Raw genomic sequence first — 20,284 nt, 5'->3', positions numbered from 1 at the left:
GTGTTCATATCGTTCTCCCTTGTGTCATTTCCCGTGACCGGCGACCTGATCGCCATCGCGGGTGAGATAGTAGGCGGCGAGGATGGGCAGGAAGGTCACCAGAACCACCACCATGGCCACCACATTGGTGACGGGGCGCTGGCGTGGCCGGATCAGTTCCTGAAGCATCCAGATTGGCAGGGTCATCTGCTGGCCGCCGGTAAATGTGGTGACGATCACTTCGTCGAAAGACAGTGCAAAGGCGAGCATGCCGCCTGCGAGCAAGGCCGTTCCGATATTCGGCAGGATCACATAGCGGAAGGTCTGGAACCCGTTTGCGCCAAGATCCATTGAGGCTTCGATCAGCGAACCGGAAGTGCGTCGAAAGCGGGCCACGGCATTGTTGTAGACGACCACCACGCAGAAGGTGGCGTGACCAAGCACAATGGTCCACATCGAAAACGGAATGTCGAACAGCGAGAAGGCCGAGCGCAAGGCAATGCCGGTGACAACGCCGGGCAATGCGATGGGCAGGATGACCAGCAGCGAAATGCTTTCACGTCCGAAAAAATGGGTTCGGCTAACAGCAGCGGCACAGAGCGTACCAAGCACGAGCGCAATCAGGGTAGCAATCGTGGCCACCTGCACGGAGAGCGCAAGCGACGACCACACATCGGCACGGTTCCATGTCACGGCGAACCATTGCAGTGTGAAGCCCGGCGGCGGCCATTGATAGCTCTTCTCTTCCGTCGTGAAGGCATAGATGAAGATCAGCAGGATCGGCAGATGCAGGAAGGCGAGGCCCAGTCCGGCAGCAAGCTTCAATCCGAAGGTAGCGCGGTTGTTGCGATCAGAGCGCATCGAAAGCCCCCTGTTTCTTGGCGATCCACAGATAGATGGCCATGATGACGATCGGCACGACGGAGAAGGCAGCAGCGAGTGGCACATTACCTGCCGTTCCCTGCTGGGTATAGACGGCCTGTCCGATGAACAGGCGCGACGAGCCGATGATCTGCGGAATGATGTAATCGCCGAGTGTCAGCGAAAAGGTGAAGATCGACCCCGCGATGATGCCGGGCATGGCGAGCGGCATCAGCACGGTTCGGAAGGTTTGCGCAGGCGTTGCTCCGAGGTCGGACGAGGCTTCCACCAGATTGCCCGGCACACGCTCCAGCGCCGCCTGTGTCGGCAGGATCATATAGGGCAGCCAGATATAGACAAAGACGATGAAGGTGCCGAGATAACTGACCGACAGTGAATTGCCGCCGATGACCGGCAGAGACAGGATGCCGTCGAGCAGCCAGGACAGGTGCAGTTTCGCGAATATCCAGGTCAGGATGCCTTCCTTGGCAAGGATCAGCTTCCACGCATAGACCTTAACCAGATAGCTAGACCAAAGCGGCAGCATGATGCCGAGATAAAACAATGCCTTCCAGCGGCCGTGCGCATAGCGGGCGGCATAATAGGCGATTGGAAAGGCGACGAAAGCAGACGCAACCGTCACCAGTGCGGCCATTGATACGGTGCGGATGATGATGTCGAGATTGGCGGAGTTTAAAAGCTGCGCGTAGGTCGCGAGCGTGAAATTATAGTCGATCAGCCCGGAAAAATCGTCGACCGAGAAGAAGCTCTGTAACAGAAGCGCGATCAGCGAGCCGATATAGATAATGCCCAGCCACAAAAGCGGCGGCGTGAGCATGAGAAACAGCAGCATCCCCGGACGACGCCAGAAAAGGTCGGAGAGACGACCAAGTATCCCGCCGTGCTGCGGCAGGATGGAGGTCGGATTGGCCCCGGAATTTGCTCCGGAGTTTCCGAGTGTGGAAGCCTGCGCGCCGCTCATGCTGCCTGATCCATGTAATGAACGTCACCCGGATTCCAGACGATGCGGATATCCGATCCCGTCTCGGGAACACTTGCACCTGCGGGCAGCATGACATGCAATCTGGCACCTTCGGCTTCAACACCGAGACGTGTGGCGGAGCCGAGAAAGCTGGCGGTTTCGATCCGCGCTGCAACGCCGACCTTGTCGCCTTTATCTGCAAGGCGAATGGATTCCGGCCGGAGGCTGGCCCAGCGGCGCTCGCCGCCAAATGCGGCCATGATTTCCGGTGCGACGACATTGGAAGAGCCGACAAAATCCGCAACGAAACGGGTCTGGGGACGATTATAAATTTCCTGCGGTGTGCCGGCTTGAACGATACGGCCATTGTTGAAGACTGCGATACGGTCGGCCATGGACAGTGCTTCGCCTTGATCGTGGGTCACGAAGACGAAGGTGATGCCCAGCGCCTTTTGCAGGCTCTTGAGCTCTTCCTGCATCTGTTCGCGCAGTTTGAGGTCAAGCGCGCCGAGCGGCTCATCGAGAAGTAGCACTTTCGGCTTGTTGACGAGGGCGCGCGCCAGCGCGACACGCTGCCGCTGCCCGCCGGAAAGCTGGCTCGGCTTGCGGGCGCCATAGCCGGGCAGCTTGACCAGTTCGAGCATTTCCTCGGCGGCGCGGTGGCGTTCAGCCTTTCCGGCACCCCGCACCATCAGCCCATAGGCCACATTGTCCAGAATGCTAAGATGCGGAAACAGCGCATAATCCTGAAAAACCGTGTTGACGTTGCGCCGATAGGGCGGCACGCCACCGGCGCTTTCGCCAAAAATCTCTATTGTTCCGTCGGTCGGCTGTTCGAAGCCCGCGATCAACCGTAGGCAGGTCGTCTTGCCGGAACCGGAAGGGCCGAGCATGGCAAAGAACTCGCCGGGCGCGATGGTCAGGTTGACGTGATCGACGGCCCGCACTTCGCCGAAGTGCCGGCTCACATTTTCAAAACGAACTGCTGCTGTCATGGCTCTACCCATCATCGAGAACGCCAGCCTCCGTTGGCGGGCGCGTCTGTCCGTTCCCTTCCTTCAGCTGAAGGAAGGGCAATGTTTGTAATTGTGATGGTCGATGTCAGCGACCGCCAATGACGCCGATATAATCCGACACCCAGCGATGGTAGGGGACGCATTCGCCCTGGCTTTCGCATTTGGCCGTCGGTGTGCGCCAGAAGCTGATCTTGGCAAAATTATCGAAGCCGTTGGTCGCGCAGCCTTCGTCGGTCAGAAGCGCATTGCCCTTACAGGCTGCTGGAACGGACGGTACGGCACCGAACCATGCTGCGGCGTCGCCCTGAACCTTCGGTTTTAGCGAATGCTCGAACCACTTATAGGCACAATTGGGGTGCTCGCTATCCACGTGCAGCATGGTGGTGTCAGCCCAGCCGGTCGCGCCTTCCTCCGGGAAGGTCGAGCCGACCTTGGCATTTTCCGACTTCAGGAGATTGACCTGAAACGGCCATGAACCGGAAGCCACGACGCCCTCATTCTTGAAGTCATCGATCTGGATCATGGCGTCGTGCCAATAACGGCTGACCAGCTTACGCTGCCCGCGCAGGAGATCGAGCGCTGCCTTATACTGGTCTTCGTTGAGTTCGTACGGATTCTTGATGCCGAGTTCCGGCTTGTGCTTCATGAGATAAAGCGCGGCGTCGGCGATATAGATCGGCCCGTCATAGGCCTGTACGCGGCCCTTGTTGGACTTGCCGTCCGGCAGGGTCTGTTCTTCGAACACCACGTTCCAGCTCTTCGGCGCTTCGCCCTTGAAGACCTCGGTGTTGTACATCAGCACATTCGGACCCCAAAGATAGGGCACGCCGTAATGCACGCCTTTGACGGTGAACCACGGCGCATTTTGCAGCCGTTCGTCCACCGTTTTCCAGCTTGGGATGAGGTCCGTATTGATCGGCTGCACGCGCTTACCCGCCACGAGGCGCAATGAGGCGTCACCAGAGGCGGTGACGAGATCGAAGCCGCCTTCATTCATCAGCGCCACCATTTCGTCGGAGGTGGCGGCAGTCTTCACACTGACCTTGCAGCCGGTTTCCTTTTCGAAATCGGTGACCCAGTCGTAGTTCTTATCGGTTTCGCCGCGTTCGATATAGCCCGCCCAGGCCACGATGCTCAGCGCGCCTTCACCTTCGCCAATTGCTTTCAGCGGTTCGGCGGCAATGGCCTGCGTGGCAAAGCTCGCGACGGCCATTAAAGCGGTACAGGATTGCAGAAATTTTCTCATCGACCACTCCCGTTTTATTCACATTCAGTGATTTTGTTCCCGGAGCAGATGGTGTGCTTAAACCCTGCCTTTCGCAAATTCATTTATCGGAAAGCTGGTATCGATTTTTCCGATATCGGACCTGGTGTGCTAACGCAGTCGGCCAGAACGCGCAGCCTCGGCAATGCCGATGAAGTCGCGTGCGGATTGCGGCAGGCTCGATCCTTTTCGCCATGCCATACCAATCTGCACGACGGGCAGCGATCCCGAAACATCGCGGCTTTCGATCCGGTCGCCTTCCAGCGACCAGGGGCGATAGACGAGATCGGGGAGGAGGGCTATGCCCGCGCCCGTGGCCACCAAACTGCGCACGGCTTCCACCGATCGCGTGCGGAAAGCCACATGCGGACGGGCACCGAGGGCGGCCAGAAGTTTGCCGGTATTTTCCTCGATTTCATCAACCGTCAGCATGATCAGCGGTTCCTTCGCGATATCACTGACTGAAATGCTGTCGATGGAGACGAGCTCGTGCCCGAGCGGCAGCCACAACCGATAGGGCGAGGTTTCGAGAATTTCCGCATGTAGCGCCATGCGGTCACGCAGGTTGGAAATCACCATCACCGCTACGTCCAGCTCACCGCCGACCAGCAGATGTTCCAGATAGGAACCATTGTCTTCGATGGCGCTGATTTCGACGCCCGGAAAGGCACGGCGATAGCGGGCGAGCAGGTCGGACAGGACGTAGCCAGCGACCAGCGATGTTACGCCAAGATTGAGCTTGCCCTTTTCCTGAATGCGCTGGTCGACGAAAGAGCGACGGGCATCCGAAACGCCGGTCAGAATCTTGGTGGCGTGGCGCAGAAACTGATGGCCGTTATGTGTCACTGTCAGGCCGCGGGGATGGCGCTCGAAAAGCTCGACATTCAGGTCGGTTTCCAGCTCCTTGATCGCCTCCGTGACAGAAGACTGCGAAATTGACAATTTTTGCGCCGCACGGGTGATCGACCCTTGCTCCGCAACTGCAACGAAATACTGTAACTGCCTTAATGTAAACGCCATTTCGGCAGTTAACCGTGACCGGCGAAGGATTGCAAGAGTGGTGGATAGGAACTAAAAGCGGATGATCTGAACGGCGTTGTATGCTAGTTTTGCAACACTGAGAGACGAACATCTAAGATAAAAATAAATTCACTTTCTTATTTCAACCAGTTTGAGTAGTGGCCTGCGCCAATAGCGGTCTTCTTCACCCGCAGTGAACGGTTCGACGACAGATAATGCCTCATTGCAGGCAAAGCGTGCCGCCTAACGCGTATAATTGCCCGTTGATGCTCGACCTTTGGTCAGTGAGTGTTGAAAAATGAATTATGAAAATCGTGGCGCTGGACACGGCGAAGCCGCAGCGACGACAGGCGTAAATGGTCTGCCCATCGACGATGCGCAGGGAAAAAAGGCGCTGGGTAAGGCGGGTCTTGGGGCTGCTCGCGAGCAGATCCTGACAGGTGCTGATTTCGCTGACCCCGGAAAACCGGGCGAACGGCTGGACCTCTTCTTCGAAGAACTGGCCGACAAGTTTTCGGATTCGGTTGCCGTTGTTTCGGACGGGCGCAACTGGACCTATCGGGAACTCGACAACCGCGCCAACCAGTTTGCGCGTCTGCTGATCGAACGCGGTGTTCGTCCTGGTAACCGCATCGGCCTGCTGCTCGACCGTTCTGCCGACACGTATATCGCGCTGCTCGCCGTCATGAAGGCGGGCGCGGCCTATGTGCCACTGGCGACCGCATTTCCGGAAGATCGCATGGCCCTTATCATCGGGGATGCCAATGTAAAGCTCGTCATTTCGCTTGAGGCCTATGCGGCCCGCGTCGAACAGATGCCCGTGCCGCATGTGCTGATCGACGGGGCGGGCGCTGAAATTTCAAAGCAGTCGGACGCCACGCTCGACAAGGCTGCAAGGGCCGCAAATCCGGATCAGATTTGCTATATTCTCTATACGTCTGGCACGACCGGCAGGCCAAAAGGCGTCGCCATCCTGCATCAGAGCTTCTGCAACTTCCTGCGTGTCGCGGCGATGTCCTATGGCTACAGGCCGGGTGACCGTGTTTACCACGGCATGACCATCGCCTTCGATTTTTCGGCGGAAGAATATTGGGTGCCGTTTACGGCAGGCGCGACCGTGGTGCCTGCCCCGGGGCCGATGACGCTGGTGGGCGAAGAACTCGCGGATTTCCTGCGGAAGAATGACATCAACTGCATGGCGTGCAGCCCAACGCTTTTGTCTTCCATCGAAACCGATGTGCCGAAGCTGCGCTTGCTGATGGTGGGCGGCGAAGCCTGTCCGCTCAATTTGGTGGCGCGCTGGACAAAGCCGGGACGCCTGCTTCTCAATACTTACGGGCCCACGGAAGCGACCGTCACGGCAACCATGGGCGTTCTGACGCCCGACAAGCCAGTGACCATCGGTGCGCCGTTGCCGACCTATTCGATAGTCATCATCGAACCGACCGAGCCGAAGCTGACCGACCCGGATCAACTGGGCGAAATCGGCATCGCCGGTATCGGCCTCGCGGTCGGTTATCTCAACCGGCAGGATTTGACCGACCAGAAATTCATTCCTGATTTCATCGGTCTGCCGAACAATCCGTCAGCACGCATCTATCGCACCGGCGATCTGGGGCGCATTAATGCTGCGGGCGAGATCGAGTATCATGGGCGTATCGACACGCAGGTGAAGATTCGCGGCTACCGCATCGAGCTTGGTGAGATCGAAGCCGTTCTGCTCGATCAGCCCGGAGTTGCGCAGGCTGCCGTCACCACCTGGGAAATCGAGCCGGGTCGTGTCGAACTGGTCGCCTATTATGCGCCGAAGTCGGGCGTGCCACCGCTGCAGCGTGCCGATATTGCGCGCGAGCTGAAGCGACGTTTGCCGTCCTATATGGTCCCGACCTATCTCGAAGAGCTGGACGCCATTCCAATGACGGTCTCCAACAAGGCCGATCTGAAGCGTCTGCCGAAGCCGACCAATGTGCGTCTGTCAGCGGAACGGGACATCGTCCCGCCGAGCAATGACGATCAGCGCTTCATGGCGGACGCGCTGGCCGCAGTGCTTAATCTGGATGAAGTTTCGGTCGAGGATCATTTCTTCGATGATCTGGGCGCCAATTCGCTGCTGATGGCGCGGTTCTGCGCCCGCGTGCGTACAGCGCAGGGTTGGGAAACGGCGTCGATGCGGGATATCTACCTGCATCCGACCATCGCAAGTCTGGCGACGCATCTGCACGCACCGCAGCAGAAAACGGCGGCCACGGTTGAACGTCAGCTCACCCACAAGGCATCGAATTTTGCTTACTGGACCTGCGGCGCTGCACAGCTCGCCTTCTATGCGGTCTATGCCTATATCGGGCTGGTTTTCTTCGATGGCGGTCTCGACTGGGTCTATGACGCGCTCGACAACCCGCTTCAGCTCTATTTCCGATGCGTTGTTCTCGCTGGGGCAAGCTTCTTCGCGATGACGGGCTTTGCCATCGCTGCGAAATGGCTGCTGATCGGGCGCTGGAAGACAGAAAACTTTCCAATCTGGGGGCTGCGCTATTACCGCTTCTGGGTGGTGAAGACGTTGATCCGCACCGCGCCTGTGGTGCTGTTCCGCGGCAATCCGCTCTATAGCCTCTATCTGCGGCTGCTCGGTGCAAAGCTTGGCCGCAACACGGCCATCGAATGCCGGGCAATTCCGGTCTGTACCGATCTGATTTCCATCGGCGAGAATTCCATTTTGCGCCGCGAATCCAACATTCTCGGCTTTACGGCTGAAAGCGGCTATATCCATACGGGCACGATTACCATTGGTGACGGCGCTTTTGTGGGCGTTGGTTCGACCATCGATATCGACACCAAAATCGGCAATGGCGCGCAGCTTGGCCATGCGTCGTCGTTGCAGCGTGGCCAGAGCATCCCCGATGGTGAACATTGGCATGGGTCGCCCGCAGCGCCCACTACTGCGGATTATTGCAAGGTGCGCAGCATTACGCTGTCGAAAACCCGCCGTATCATGTTCGAGATTGTGCAGCTTGTCGGGCTGTTCATGCTGGTCACGCCGTTCCCTTTACTGTTCCATAGCTACTGGCAAAATGTCAGCGACGATTATCAGGAAACCATCGGCATCGTGGCCATCGGCACGACCGTTACGCTATTCGGCGTGCTGGCAACCTCGTTTATTGCTGCGGTTGCCGTGCCGCGACTGGCCAGCCTGTTCCTGAAGCCAAACCGCACCTATACGCTTTACGGCTTCCATTACTGGCTGCAGTCGATGGTGGAACTGGCCAGCAATTCGCGTCTTCTCAATCTGCTGTTCGGCGATAGTTCTGCCGTCGTGCACTATATCCGGGCCATCGGCTGGAAGCTCAACAAGGTGGTCCAGACCGGGTCCAATTTCGGCACCAACCAGCAGCATGAAAACCCGCTTCTGTGCGAAATCGGCAGTCAGACAATGGTGTCGGATGGTCTGTTTATGATCAACACGCACAAGTCGGCGGCGACATTCCGGCTGGAGCATACCAAGGTCGGCGAGCGGAACTATTTCGGCAATAATATCTTCTATCCGTCCGACGGACGGACCGGGGATAACTGTCTGCTCGGCACCAAGGTTATGGTGCCGATCGAGGGGCCTATGCGCGAGAATGTCGGGCTTCTGGGTTCGCCCTGCTTTGAAATTCCGCGCATGGTCAATCGCGACAAGGAACTGATCGCCAATATTGAGGAAGAGGACCGCCTGCGCCGCTTGCGCCGCAAGAACTTCCACAATTTCCGCACCGGACTGATGTTCCTGGCGGAGCAATGGCTGATGCTGTTTGCAACGCTGGCGATCTGGGACCGTGCGCTGAACTATTATGACGACTGGAAGTACAACGCGCTGTTTGTGGCCGTGGTTCTGACGGCGGGCATTGCAATACCGTTCTATATCTTCATCGAAAGGCTCTCGCTCGGCTTCGGCAGACTGAAACCGCGTATGACGACGATCTATGATGAAGCTTTCTGGCGGCATGAGCGCCATTGGAAACTGTCGGATTCGCCGATTACGCAGCTTTTCGCCGGAACGCCGTTCCGTCCGATGATTCTGCGCTGCCTTGGCGTGAAGGTCGGTCGCCGCGTCTATGACGGCGGCGCCAATCTGACCGAACGTTCGCTGGTGGAAATCGGCGACGATGCAACCTTGAATGAAGGTTGTGTGATCCAGCCGCATTCGCTGGAGGAGGGTGCTTTCAAGTCCGACTTCATCCGCATCGGCAATGGCTGCACGCTCGGACCATCGGCATTCGTCCATTATGGCGTCGTCATGGGCGACGGCTCTATCGTTGATGTGGATTCCTTTGTCATGAAGGGTGAGGTGCTTGAGCCTTATTCCGTCTGGCGTGGCAATCCGGCCAAGCTCAACCGCTTCGTCATTCCGGTTACGGAAGACGGCACGGTGCTGGCCAATGTCAAACAGGCGGGCGCTTCGATAGCGCATCGCCCGACGGAGGCTGCCGCTTGAGCAAAGCCGTCTCCGACACGAGCGAAATCCGGCTCGCAGCCGTGACGGCAGAATTGCGGTCACGGATCGCGGCGCTGGAGCTTGCGCCGGGACAAGAAAATCTTGTTGCGGATAATGCAAGCTCGCTGGAAGAGGCGGACGAAGATGAGGATGCGCGTCCGCGCGCCGTGTTCGCCGGCGACGATCTGGTCGGGTTTCTCATGTATGACGCGACCAGCGACGGCGACAATGCCCAGATCTACCGCTTCATGATCGACCGCGCTTTTCAGGGGCGGGGTTACGGAAAGGCCGCGTTGCAGCTGGTCTTGGCTGATATCAGGGCGCTCGATCATATTCGTCGCATCTCGATCTGCTACGAACCGGAAAACGAAGGCGCGCGCCAGCTTTATGCTAAAGCGGGCTTTGTCGAAGATGGTCTCGATGAAGATGGCGAGATGATCGCCCACCTCGATCTTCGGGACTGATGAAACGGATATGGCGCGCTTCGATCCATTGGAAATTGCGCTGAACCAAGCCATGCAGGCTGTCGCCGCGGCGGGCATTTCAACCGCTTGCCGGGTCATTCGGGACGGGGATGAAACCCGATTGCTGGCCGATGAGAGTGCGACGCTTACCGTGCGAAATCCGGTTCGCCGTCGCGCCAGCGGGGCCGCCCGCCTTGCGGCGCGGGAATTGCTCATAAAGCATGGCAGAGGCGGTTTTGCGATTTTGCGGGGCAGCTCGGGCGTACCAATCTGGCCATCGGGCATTGTCGGGTCGCTCGCCCATGATGACGATATGGCTGTTGCTGCTGTTGCAAGCAGCGCCGATTTTCTTTCGGTCGGGATCGATGTGGAGCCGGCTATTGCGCTGCCGGAGGACATTACCGCGCTGGTGAAGCAGCCAGGCGACCGCTTGCCTGAAGGTGCAGCCGATGCAGATCGTATTCTTTTTTGCGCCAAAGAGGCGGTTTATAAGGCCGTCTATCCGCTGGACCGCGTGGTGCTGAACTATGACGACATCATTGTCGATCTTCAGCAGGGATATGCGCATACGACGACAGGCAGAACGGTTCGGGTCGTCTTTTGCCGTGCGCCGAAAATTATAATGCTGGCCTATCTCTAAAAAGCATCGAAGGCCGGAATCTGGCGGGTTCCCGGCCTTCGACATGTGTGGAGACGTATCAGGAATGAGCTGATACGAACTCCGACATTCTGACGATCAGGAAGGTGCCGACGGTCGCACCGGCATCCTGAAGACCGATGGTCTTTTCCTGGAAGGCTGCTGCCTTGCCATGCTGGGCCACCAGAGACTTGGTTGCTTCCAGCGCGTCTTCAGCGGCCTTGGCTGTCGCAGCCAGTGCGTCGGGCAGGGAAGCACCGGCGGCAGCCTGTGCTTCAAGCGTAACGGCAATCGGATCGAGCACGTCGAGCAGGGTCTTGTCGCCGACCTTGGCCTTGCCACGTTCGGCAATACCGTCACGATAAGCGCGCCAGAAGGCGGCAACTTCCGCAGTGCCCAGTTCTTCGACGCCTTCGGTCGCCTTGCTTGCGCGCAGGAAACCGGTTGCCGTCAGCGTGCCCATGGTGGACGGGGCGACGCGGGCCATGGTGGCACCCGCCAGACGCAGCAGCTTGGAGATACCAGCCGCTTCGCCTTCTGCGGCGGTTGCTTCGGCAGCGGCTGCGAAAGCCTTGCTCATGGTGATGCCGAGATCGCTGTCGCCGACCTTGCCGTCAAGCGCGATCAGGAATTCGCGCTGTTCTGCGAAAAGCTGCTTCCAGCTGTCGAAGAGGTTGATGAGATCGGAAGCCTTGATGGAGTTCATGGCGTTACCTCAACCGGCAATGTGCTTGAAGAACGGCGTGTTCGCCGAAGCAGCGATAAGCGGCTCCAGTTCGTCGTCCAGATGCAGCACCGAGATCGAAGCGCCAGCCATTTCCATGGCGGTGGCGAATTCGCCGATCCAGATGTGCTTCACCTTGACGCCGCGCTCGTCGAAAAGCTGGGCTACGCGACGGAACATGATGTAAAGTTCTTCCAGCGGGGTGCCGCCGAGACCGTTCAGCAGAACGGCAACTTCATCGCCCTTGGCATAGTCCTGTTCGGCGAAGATGCGGCCCAAAAGCTGGTCGACAACGGAGTCGGCCGGTGCAAGCTTGGTGCGGCTGATGCCCGGTTCGCCATGGATGCCCATGCCGATTTCCATTTCATCGTCGCCGATGGAGAAAGTGGCATGGCCGATTTCCGGCACAACGCAGCTCGACAGTGCAACGCCCATCGTGCGGGTGCGCAGACGAGCCTTGTCGGCGAGGCGCGTTACTTCATCGAGCGACAGGCCGTTGGCGGCTGCCGCACCGGCTGCCTTGTAGATGAAGAAAATGCCTGCAACGCCACGGCGCTTGTGTTCTTCACCGACGACCGACGAGGCAACGTCGTCATTGCCGACAACCTGCTTGACGGTGATGCCGTCGAGGTCGGCCAATTCCGCAGCCATGTCGAAATTGATGATGTCGCCCGTGTAGTTGCCATAGATGTAGAGCACGCCCGCGCCCTGATCGATGGCCTTGGTGACCTGATACATCTGTTCAGCGCTTGGCGACTGGAACACGCCACCGACAGCTGCACCGTCGATCATGTTTTCGCCGATATAGCCGAGGAAGGTCGGCAAATGGCCCGAGCCGCCGCCGGTTGCGATGCCAACCTTGCCAGTCTTCGGCGTGGCGGTGACCATGCAGCGCTTGTCGTCATTGACGAAGGTGAGTTCGGGATGCGCCCGATAGATGCCTTCCAGCATCTCATCAACGAAATTGACTGGATCGTTCAGGAATTTCTTCATGATTTCCTCTTGAGATTATCGGGTTATTTCTTGCGCTGCTGGGTGACGAAGAAGGCGGCGGCCAGAAGAATGAAGCAGCCGACGACGAGACGCTGCCATGTGCTGGGAATGCCGACGAGCACCAGAACGCTGTTGATGACGGTGATGAGCAAAACGCCCAGAATGGTGCCGAAAACGCTGCCCGTGCCGCCGGTAATCCGTGCGCCGCCCAGAACCACAGCGGCGATGACGCTGATTTCGGTTCCGACAAAGTCGAACGGGCTGGACTGACGGTTGGCGCAAACATGGATGATGCCTGCAAGACCCGCGAGACCACCGGCATATCCGAACAGGAATAGGTGGATGGTGCGCAGATTATAGCCGAGGCGGCTGGCGATCTGGCTGTTGCCGCCCATGGCGAAAATGGCACGGCCCATCAAGGTGCGGTTTAAGATCCACCAGGTCAGGATCGCCGCGGCTGGCAGTATCAGGAAGTAGAACGGCATGGTGATGGTGGCGCCGTTGGCGGATTCGAACTGGAACAAAGGCAGGCGGCCAAACGCGCCCATCGTCGGCGGCAGCGACATGATCCAGACCGTGCCGACGAACGCGAGCAAAAAGCCACGGAACAGATATTGCGTGCCGATGGTGACGATCAGCGACGGAACTTTCAGACTGTGTACCAAAACGCCGTTGATAAGGCCGAGAATGACGCCACCCGCAATCGCCATCAGGATGACGAAGACGATGGGCAGCGTCGGCATATAGGCCTGCACCAGAAGCGTCAGTGAATAGACTGTACAGGCGGCAATGGCCGTAAACGAAACATCGATGCCGCCCGCGGCAAGAATGATGAAGACGCCAAGTGCAAACAGGCCCATCACGACGCTGGCGCGACCGATATCGATCAGGGTCGAAGCCTGCAGGAATGCAGGATTGACGATCGACACGATCACGCAGATCGCGACCAGAAGGAAGAAGGTGATGGATTCAGGGCGCCTGCGAATGAAGTCACCCAGCTTGAAGGACCGGGTCTGGCCCAGTTCCTGCTGATATTGCGACGCGCTCATTGCGGTAGCTCCTTTTGCGACGACATCATGGCTTGGTAGAGCTGGTCTTCCGTCGCCTCGGCGGCGTCAAATTCCTTGACGATGCTTCCCGCGTTCATGACGAGAATGCGGTCGGCGTTTTGCAGCAGTTCGGGCAGGTCATCGCTGACGATGATGAGACCCATGCCTGCTTCGGCCAGTGTCTGGATTGCGCGGTAGATTGTATCCTTCGATCCGACATCGACGCCGACAGTCGGGCCGTGCAGCACAAGCAGCTTCGGACCGATGCTGAGCCAGCGACCGATGAGAACGCGCTGCTGATTGCCGCCCGAAAGAGCGCCGACCGGCAGGTCCATATTTTTGGTATTGAGGCGCATCTGCTCCATCAGCGAGGCTGCGATTTCGCGGCCTTTCTTCTGGTCCACGATGCCGATCTTGTTGCTGAGGCGGGTCAGGATCAGCGCGATTTCGTTTTCGAAAATCGACTTGTCGAGGAAAAGCCCCTCGGCCAGACGATCCTCCGGCACATAGCCGATACCGAGGTCTATGGCTTCGGCAGGGTTCTTGACGTTGATCTTGCGGCCTTCGAGCGTAATCGCACCGTTGGATGCCGGATCAACGCCGGTGATTGCCATTGCCAGCTCGTTACGGCCAGAATCGGCGAGACCCGTAATGCCGAGAACCTCGCCTTTGCGAAGCGTCAGGTTGATATTCTTGAAATCCGGCGACGACAGGCCGTCCAGCTTCAGCAGTTCTTCTTCGCCCGGCGTGCCGGTGCGGTAACGTTCGGCGTCGATTTCCCGACCGATCATCAGTTCGGACAACTGCTTCTTGGTGTAATTTTCAATCGGGCCTTGCGCCACGCACTGGCCGTCGCGAAACACGACGGCGTTACCGCCAATGCGATAGCATTCGTCGAGCTTGTGGGTCACGAAGAGGACGGCGACATTGTCTGCGCGCAGGCGATTGACGACTTCGATGAGGTTGTCGACTTCGCGGCGCGTCAGCGACGTGGTCGGCTCGTCCATGATGACCAGCTTGGCGCTCGTGGCGATCGCACGGGAAATGGCGACCAGCTGGCGCATGGCAAGCGGCAGTTCGGAAACGATGGTGTTCAGGAAAGCGCGGTCCGTCGGCAGCCCGACAGTGGCGAGCGCACGTTCCGCCGTCTGGCGCAGCTTGGTGCGGTCGAAACGGCGCAACAACTTGCCATTGCCTTCAACGAGCTGCTGATTAAGCGCTACGTTTTCGGCAACCGTGAGGTTAGGGATCAGTGAAAGGTCCTGATAGACGGTCTCGATGCCTGCAGCCAGTGACTGAATCGGATCGAGTTCTTTATAGGTCTTGCCGTTGAGAACAATTTCACCCTCGCTCGGACCATGCGCGCCGGACATGATCTTGATAACGGTGCTCTTGCCGCATCCATTCTCGCCGAGAAGGTGATAAGCCTCTCCTAGATCGAGCGTGAGGTCGATGCCGCGCAATGCATGCACGCCGCCGAACCGCTTGTGGATGTTGCGCAATTCGAGAAAACGTTCCGGTGTCCGGCCATTTTCCGACTCATTGTTCATCGTAGTTGACACGTTAATTCCTCTGCCACAGTGCATCATTGCGCTTGCGCGCAACGGTTCCGCTGTCGGCTGGTTGGCGGCAAAATCAACCGGGGTTAGTTGCCCGGATGCTTTCCATTCGCGGAAAGCATCCGAGGCCTTGACGCTAAGTGGCGATGGTGAACGGAACGGTCGCCACCCGCAGTCGGATCTTCTGAGACTTCTTAGAACAGGTGTTCCTTGTAGGAATCCTTGTCGGCGATAACCATGCCGTTACCGATAACGAGGAGGCCTTCGCCTGCACCCTTCTTCACCGAAACCTTGTTGTAGCCTTCAACGCCGAGGTCGATGCCGTCCTTGACTTCCTTCTTTTCCAGCAGAAGCTTGGCGACAGCATTCATCGCCATGCCAGCCTTCTGCGGGTCCCAGAAGCCGATAGCCGTGATGGCGCCGGATTCCAGAAGGTCAGCCGAAGGGTTCGGAAGGCCGGTGCCGACGAGGCAGACCTTGCCGCTTAAGCCCGCTTCATCGATCGCGCGGCCAATGCCGAGAACGTCGTTGCCAGCCGAACTCTGGAAGCCCTTCAGGTCAGGATGCTTGCGCAGGATTTCCTTGGCCTTCTCGTAGGTGCCGTTGGCATCGTCGAAGGATTCATTGTTCGGATCGACCAGCTGCATATCCGGGTACTGCTTGGCGTTTTCTTCAGCCGAGCCAACCCACTGCATATGCGTGCGGCTGCCGAGCGAACCAACGAAGGTCGTCCACTTGCCGCTCTTGCCCATGCACTGTGCAAGACGTTCGTTCAGGGCTTTGCCATAGTCGGCATTGTCGAATGCTTCGACGTCAGCCATGGTGTTGACCTGGTTGTCGGCTTCGTGGGTCACGACAACAATGCCGCGTTCGATGGCGCGCTTGAAGGTGCCTTCGAGAACAGCCGGATCCATCGGAACGACGGCCAGAGCGTTAACGCCCTTGGCAACCAGATCCTGAACGATCTGAAGCTGCTGTGCCGCGTCGGCAGTTGCCGGGCCGCTCTGGGTTGCAACCACATCCGGGTTGGCCTTCTGATAGGCTTCAACGCCGGTGTTCATGCGGTCGAACCACGGAATACCGCTGATCTTGACGACGGTTGCGATGACCGGCTTTTCCTGCGCGACCAGCGTGCCTGCGCCGCCTGCGAGTGCAGTGGCAGCAATGAGCGCACCAGTGAGCAGCTTCTTTGTCTTTGCTTTCATGACTTCCTCCTCGTTAAGAGTCCCTCAGTATTACGGTTTGGTGCTTGAGGGTTGAGCACCAATGGGTGCCTTGGAGCGATTGCCCAAGGTAAAGAAACTGGCGACGTCGTAGCGTCCGACAGCGAGGAATGCGAGCAGCAGCAGGCCCCAGGCAAAGTCGCGGACGAAGTTGGACAGTCCACCGAAGTTGAGCAGGCTCGACATGAGCTGCAAGGCGATGGCGCTCAGCACCACGCAGATGATACGACCGTAACCACCTTCGGGCTTCACGCCTGCCATCACGACGATGAGAATGGCGACCAGCAGATAAGAGCTGCCGTAATCATATTTCACGTTGACGTTGCGTGCGGCGATGATGATGCCTGCAATGCCTGCCAGAAGGCCGCTTGTTGCATAGGTCGCAATCAGAACGCGGGCGCGGGGAAAACCGGCGAAGACGGCTGCCTTCGGGTTGGTGCCCATCAGCATCAGCCATGCGCCGAAAGGCGTGAAGCGAACCACGGCGCCGATCAGAATGGCGACCGCAAGGAAAATCAGAAAGCTGATCGGGACGGCGAGGAACATGTCATTGCCGATGCGCGACAACAGGTCAGGGCTGCCGACCATCACGGCGCGGCCTTCCGAGACCACGACGGCCAGACCCATGAAGGCCATCTGCGTGCCGAGCGTGCAGAGAATGGGCGTGATGTTGAAACGCGCAATCAGGATGCCATTGATAATGCCGCCTGCAAGGCCGACGATCAGCGCAAGCACGATGAATGCAATGCTGAAACCGAGCGGATTGACCGAGGCCGACACGAAAGACGATGCAATAACCGCTGCAACCACGCCTGCGAGATTGGCAAGCGCGATACCCGAAAGGTCGATGCCGCCATTGCCGGCGCACATGGCCAGCATCACGCCGATGGCGAGAAGGCCGATTTCAGGCACCTGACCAGCCATAGACTGCAAGTTGAACAGGGAGAGAAAAGACCCGCCGGAGATGTACGCGCCAAGCGCGAGCAATCCCACATTAATGACAACAAGCATGGCAAGCGGGTTGCTTGTCCTCTGCATGGTCTCCTCCTACAGCGTTTACTAAACAAAAACTTATTTCACTAAACCTATTGCCTAGCTAACGGCGATGTCAAGCGGATGCTGCTGAAAATTCCGTTGATTCGCGCAGGTTTTCAGCTTAATCGTTTTAAAAACACGGCTGTTGTGTTTACTAAACAAATTGTGTTTTATCGTGGTGCTTTCTCAGTAGCATGATGCGGATTTCCGAATAAGATGCGCATTGAAGAGGATTCCAGCCCATCCTTCTGGCTTTGCCTGAGCGGGCGGTGGGGCCGAATGGGGCCAAGAGGGGAATGACGTGCTGATGACGGCAGCCGTGCGGAGCGTATGAAAAAGAAGAAATCTTTTACGATCAGAGATATTGCCGAGAATGCGGGTGTTTCCCCCGCCACGGTTTCGCTTGTGTTGAACGGTAAGGGAGAAATCTCTGGCGAGACTCGCACGCGTGTTCTTGAAGCCGTGTCGCGGTTGAATTACGTGCCGCGTGTGGCCAAGACCGGCAATGGCACCACAGGGCCGGGCGAGACGATTCGCTTCCTGAAAATTTCCAAGCACGGCGGCACGGTCAATCGCGATCACAGCGTATTCGTTTCGGACTATATCGACGGCATGTCGTCGGAAGCGTCCCGCCGCAATTACACGCTGGAGGTGGCGAGCTTCGAGGGGCAGCCGGTCAGCGCCGTGGCCGAGTCGCTGGCGGGTGCGCCGGTTCGTGGCGTCATCGCGCTTGGCACCGAATTGTCGGCGGTTGATATCCACATGATACAGGGCATGGGCTTGCCCACGGTTTTCATCGATACGTTTTACGATGTCGTTGAGGCCAATTTTGTCGACATGAACAATGAAGACGCCGTCTTCAAGGTGCTGTCGCATTTCAAGCAGTCCGGCTTCTCCCGCATAGGCTTTGTTGCGAGCCCCACCGAGACGATGAACTTCCGGTTGCGTCGTGAAGCCTATGTAAAGAACATGCAGCGGTTGAACCTTAAGGTTCAGCCCGAGGATATCCTGTCGGTCGAATCGACCTATGAAGGCGCTTATCGCGACACGCGCGAATTGCTGCAATCGGGGCATGAGCTTGCCGAATGCTATTTCTGCACCAATGACATTATTGCCTATGGCTTCATCCGGGCCCTGAAGGAAAGCGGCGTGCGCATACCGGAAGATGTTTCGGTGATCGGCTTCGACAATCTGCCGCAGAGCGCCACCATGGAGCCGATGCTGACGACGGTGGATGTCTCCAAGCGCAAGATCGGCAATCTGGCCGTGTCGATACTGGACGATCTGATCAATGCGGCTGACAAACAGCCTGCGGTCAAGGTGCTTGTGGGCGCTGACCTTGTGATCCGGCAGAGCGATTCGGTTCTGTCATCGCGGAAGAAGAAGCGTCCGCAGATGGAAGAAGCTGGCGAGTGACTGCATTATTCCTCGGCGGTCCAGATTTTCTCGAAAACGGTTTTCGTTCTCGTTGCGCCAAAGATTATTTGTTTATAGCTTCGATCCTAACGACAAGTGGTTTTCCGCATCTCGGGCGCTGGCAGGATAATATTGCCGTTGAAGCGGCTATAGATGAGTGACGTGAAAGCTGCTCTGATCGGATTTAAAAGGGGAATTCGAATGACCAGACAGCCCAATTCCGTTGAAGCTCGCGATATCGCTTATCATTTCCATTCAAACACCAATGCGCGCCGTCATGAAGAAATCGGCCCGGTGGTGATTGAAAAGGGCGATGGCATCTACGTCGAAGACAATAACGGCAAGCGCTACATTGAGGCGATGGCTGGGCTTTGGAGCGTCGGCGTCGGCTTTTCGGAAAAGCGTCTGGCCGATGCAGCGCATAAGCAGATGCTGAAGTTGCCTTATTCGCATACTTTCACGCATCGCTCGCATCCGCCGGTTATCGAACTGGCTGAAAAGCTGATCAGCATTGCGCCGGTGCCGATGAGCAAGGTTTATTTCACCAATTCCGGCTCCGAAGCCAACGACACGATTATCAAGATGTTGTGGTTCCGCGCTAATGCCATGGGCCAGCCGCAGCGTACCAAGATTATCGGTCGCAAGCGCGGTTATCATGGTGTGACGATTGCTTCCGCCAGCGCCACCGGCCTGCCGGTCAATCACAACTCGTTCAATCTGCCCCTGCCGGGCTTCCTGCACACGACGTGTCCGCATTATTACCGCGATGCGCTGCCGGGCGAGACGGTGGATGAATTCACCACGCGTCTTGCCAAGGAACTGGAGGACATGATCCTCGCGGAAGGACCGGAAACGGTTGCAGCTTTCATCGGCGAGCCGGTGATGGGCGCAGGTGGCGTTGTCGTTCCGCCGGAAGGTTATTGGGAAAAGATTCAGGCCGTGCTGCAGAAATACGATATTCTGCTGATCGCCGACGAAGTGATCTGCGGTTTTGGTCGTACCGGCAACATGTTCGGTTCGCAGACCTTCAACATGAAGCCGGATATCATGACGCTGTCGAAGCAGATTTCGTCGTCTTATCTGCCGATCTCGGCTTTCATGTTCAACGACCGCGTCTATCAGCCGGTGGCCGATGAAAGCGCGCGTCTTGGCGTGTTCGGTCACGGCTATACGGGATCGGGCCATCCGGTCGCAGCCGCCGTTGCGGTTGAGAATCTCAAGATTATCGAAGAGCGTGATCTGGTGACCAATGCGCGTGAAACGGGTGCCTATATGCAAAAGCGCCTGCGCGAACTGGCCGATCATCCGCTGGTCGGCGAAGTGCGCGGCGTTGGTCTCATTGCGGCACTTGAGCTGGTTGGCGACAAGGCCACCAAGGCACCGCATGAGAAGGTTGGCGCGCTGGGCGGTCTTGCCAATGCGGCGATGTTCGGCAATGGCGTCATCACCCGCAATATGGGCGACGCAATTGCGTTTTGCCCGCCGATGATCATCACGCCTGCGCAGGTCGATGATGTTGTTGCGGCAACGAAGAAGTCGCTGGATGAGGTCGCGGCCTCGCTCGGTCGCAGTTGATCTGAAAACGCCTTCA

Annotated in this window: 17 protein-coding genes; 6 read left to right on the top strand and 11 right to left on the bottom strand. The window is 57.9% G+C overall.

Features of this window, described 5'->3' with window-relative positions:
- Positions 1-24: 24 nt before the first annotated feature.
- The 5 genes from WIX40_RS03610 to WIX40_RS03590 all read right to left on the bottom strand — a co-directional run bounded on the left by WIX40_RS03610 (position 25) and on the right by WIX40_RS03590 (position 5,122).
- Complete coding sequence (locus tag WIX40_RS03610) at positions 25-840, bottom strand: ABC transporter permease (protein WP_339438526.1); 816 nt, start codon at positions 838-840, stop codon at positions 25-27.
- Positions 830-1,822, bottom strand: coding sequence for an ABC transporter permease (locus WIX40_RS03605; protein ID WP_339438524.1), 993 nt, complete (start codon positions 1,820-1,822; stop codon positions 830-832). The genes WIX40_RS03610 and WIX40_RS03605 overlap by 11 nt, the downstream gene beginning before the upstream one ends.
- Positions 1,819-2,817, bottom strand: a complete 999-nt coding sequence (locus WIX40_RS03600; protein WP_339438522.1) for an ABC transporter ATP-binding protein — start codon at positions 2,815-2,817, stop codon at positions 1,819-1,821. Before WIX40_RS03600 ends, WIX40_RS03605 begins: the two co-directional genes overlap by 4 nt.
- Before the next feature lie 106 nt (positions 2,818-2,923).
- Positions 2,924-4,084 (bottom strand): ABC transporter substrate-binding protein, encoded by a 1,161-nt coding sequence (locus WIX40_RS03595; RefSeq protein ID WP_339438520.1) that lies wholly within the window; start codon positions 4,082-4,084, stop codon positions 2,924-2,926.
- A 129-nt stretch (positions 4,085-4,213) separates the two neighbouring features.
- Positions 4,214-5,122, bottom strand: coding sequence for a LysR family transcriptional regulator (locus WIX40_RS03590; RefSeq protein WP_109367654.1), 909 nt, complete (start codon positions 5,120-5,122; stop codon positions 4,214-4,216).
- Positions 5,123-5,420: 298 nt separating this feature from the next.
- Between WIX40_RS03590 and WIX40_RS03585 the strand changes: the two genes are divergently transcribed.
- Genes WIX40_RS03585 through WIX40_RS03575 form a run of 3 tightly spaced genes read left to right on the top strand, consistent with a single transcriptional unit; the run spans position 5,421 to position 10,697 of the window.
- Complete coding sequence (locus WIX40_RS03585; protein WP_339438518.1) at positions 5,421-9,593, top strand: Pls/PosA family non-ribosomal peptide synthetase; 4,173 nt, start codon at positions 5,421-5,423, stop codon at positions 9,591-9,593.
- Positions 9,590-10,057 carry a GNAT family N-acetyltransferase gene (locus WIX40_RS03580; protein WP_339438516.1) on the top strand — a complete coding sequence of 156 codons (468 nt, stop codon included), beginning with the start codon at positions 9,590-9,592 and terminating at the stop codon, positions 10,055-10,057. Before WIX40_RS03585 ends, WIX40_RS03580 begins: the two co-directional genes overlap by 4 nt.
- Positions 10,058-10,067: 10 nt before the next feature.
- Entirely contained in the window at positions 10,068-10,697 is a 630-nt protein-coding gene (locus tag WIX40_RS03575) for a 4'-phosphopantetheinyl transferase family protein (protein ID WP_339438514.1), read from the top strand.
- 58 nt (positions 10,698-10,755) lie between these two features.
- Here the strand turns inward: WIX40_RS03575 and WIX40_RS03570 are convergent, their stop codons facing one another.
- From WIX40_RS03570 to WIX40_RS03545, 6 genes are all read right to left on the bottom strand, one after another.
- The gene (locus WIX40_RS03570; protein ID WP_339438512.1) at positions 10,756-11,400 is read right to left on the bottom strand and encodes a dihydroxyacetone kinase family protein; all 645 of its coding nucleotides are present in this window, start codon (positions 11,398-11,400) and stop codon (positions 10,756-10,758) included.
- Positions 11,401-11,409: 9 nt separating this feature from the next.
- Complete coding sequence (locus WIX40_RS03565) at positions 11,410-12,411, bottom strand: dihydroxyacetone kinase subunit DhaK (protein ID WP_339438510.1); 1,002 nt, start codon at positions 12,409-12,411, stop codon at positions 11,410-11,412.
- Between the two features lie 23 nt (positions 12,412-12,434).
- Complete coding sequence (locus WIX40_RS03560) at positions 12,435-13,460, bottom strand: ABC transporter permease (protein WP_109367649.1); 1,026 nt, start codon at positions 13,458-13,460, stop codon at positions 12,435-12,437.
- Positions 13,457-15,010 (bottom strand): sugar ABC transporter ATP-binding protein, encoded by a 1,554-nt coding sequence (locus tag WIX40_RS03555; RefSeq protein ID WP_339440920.1) that lies wholly within the window; start codon positions 15,008-15,010, stop codon positions 13,457-13,459. The genes WIX40_RS03560 and WIX40_RS03555 overlap by 4 nt, the downstream gene beginning before the upstream one ends.
- Positions 15,011-15,213: 203 nt before the next feature.
- Positions 15,214-16,224 carry a substrate-binding domain-containing protein gene (locus WIX40_RS03550; RefSeq protein WP_109367647.1) on the bottom strand — a complete coding sequence of 337 codons (1,011 nt, stop codon included), beginning with the start codon at positions 16,222-16,224 and terminating at the stop codon, positions 15,214-15,216.
- A gap of 30 nt (positions 16,225-16,254) precedes the next feature.
- Positions 16,255-17,280: an ABC transporter permease gene (locus WIX40_RS03545; protein ID WP_109367646.1), complete on the bottom strand. Its 1,026-nt coding sequence runs from the start codon at positions 17,278-17,280 to the stop codon at positions 16,255-16,257.
- Between the two features lie 327 nt (positions 17,281-17,607).
- On the opposite strand from WIX40_RS03545, the gene WIX40_RS03540 reads away from it, so the two are divergent.
- The 3 genes from WIX40_RS03540 to WIX40_RS03530 are packed head-to-tail and all read left to right on the top strand — an operon-like array spanning position 17,608 to position 20,268.
- Positions 17,608-18,693, top strand: a complete 1,086-nt coding sequence (locus WIX40_RS03540) for a LacI family DNA-binding transcriptional regulator (protein WP_339438505.1) — start codon at positions 17,608-17,610, stop codon at positions 18,691-18,693.
- Positions 18,690-18,854 (top strand): hypothetical protein, encoded by a 165-nt coding sequence (locus WIX40_RS03535; RefSeq protein WP_167836100.1) that lies wholly within the window; start codon positions 18,690-18,692, stop codon positions 18,852-18,854. Before WIX40_RS03540 ends, WIX40_RS03535 begins: the two co-directional genes overlap by 4 nt.
- 40 nt (positions 18,855-18,894) lie before the next feature.
- The gene (locus tag WIX40_RS03530; RefSeq protein WP_109367644.1) at positions 18,895-20,268 is read left to right on the top strand and encodes an aspartate aminotransferase family protein; all 1,374 of its coding nucleotides are present in this window, start codon (positions 18,895-18,897) and stop codon (positions 20,266-20,268) included.
- Positions 20,269-20,284: the final 16 nt, after the last annotated feature.

The sequence above is a fragment of the Ochrobactrum teleogrylli genome, from assembly GCF_037482325.1.
Taxonomy (GTDB): Bacteria; Pseudomonadota; Alphaproteobacteria; order Rhizobiales; family Rhizobiaceae; genus Brucella; species Brucella teleogrylli.
The sequence above is the reverse complement of the archived record's forward strand: the minus strand, read 5'-3'. Positions and strand labels throughout refer to the sequence as shown.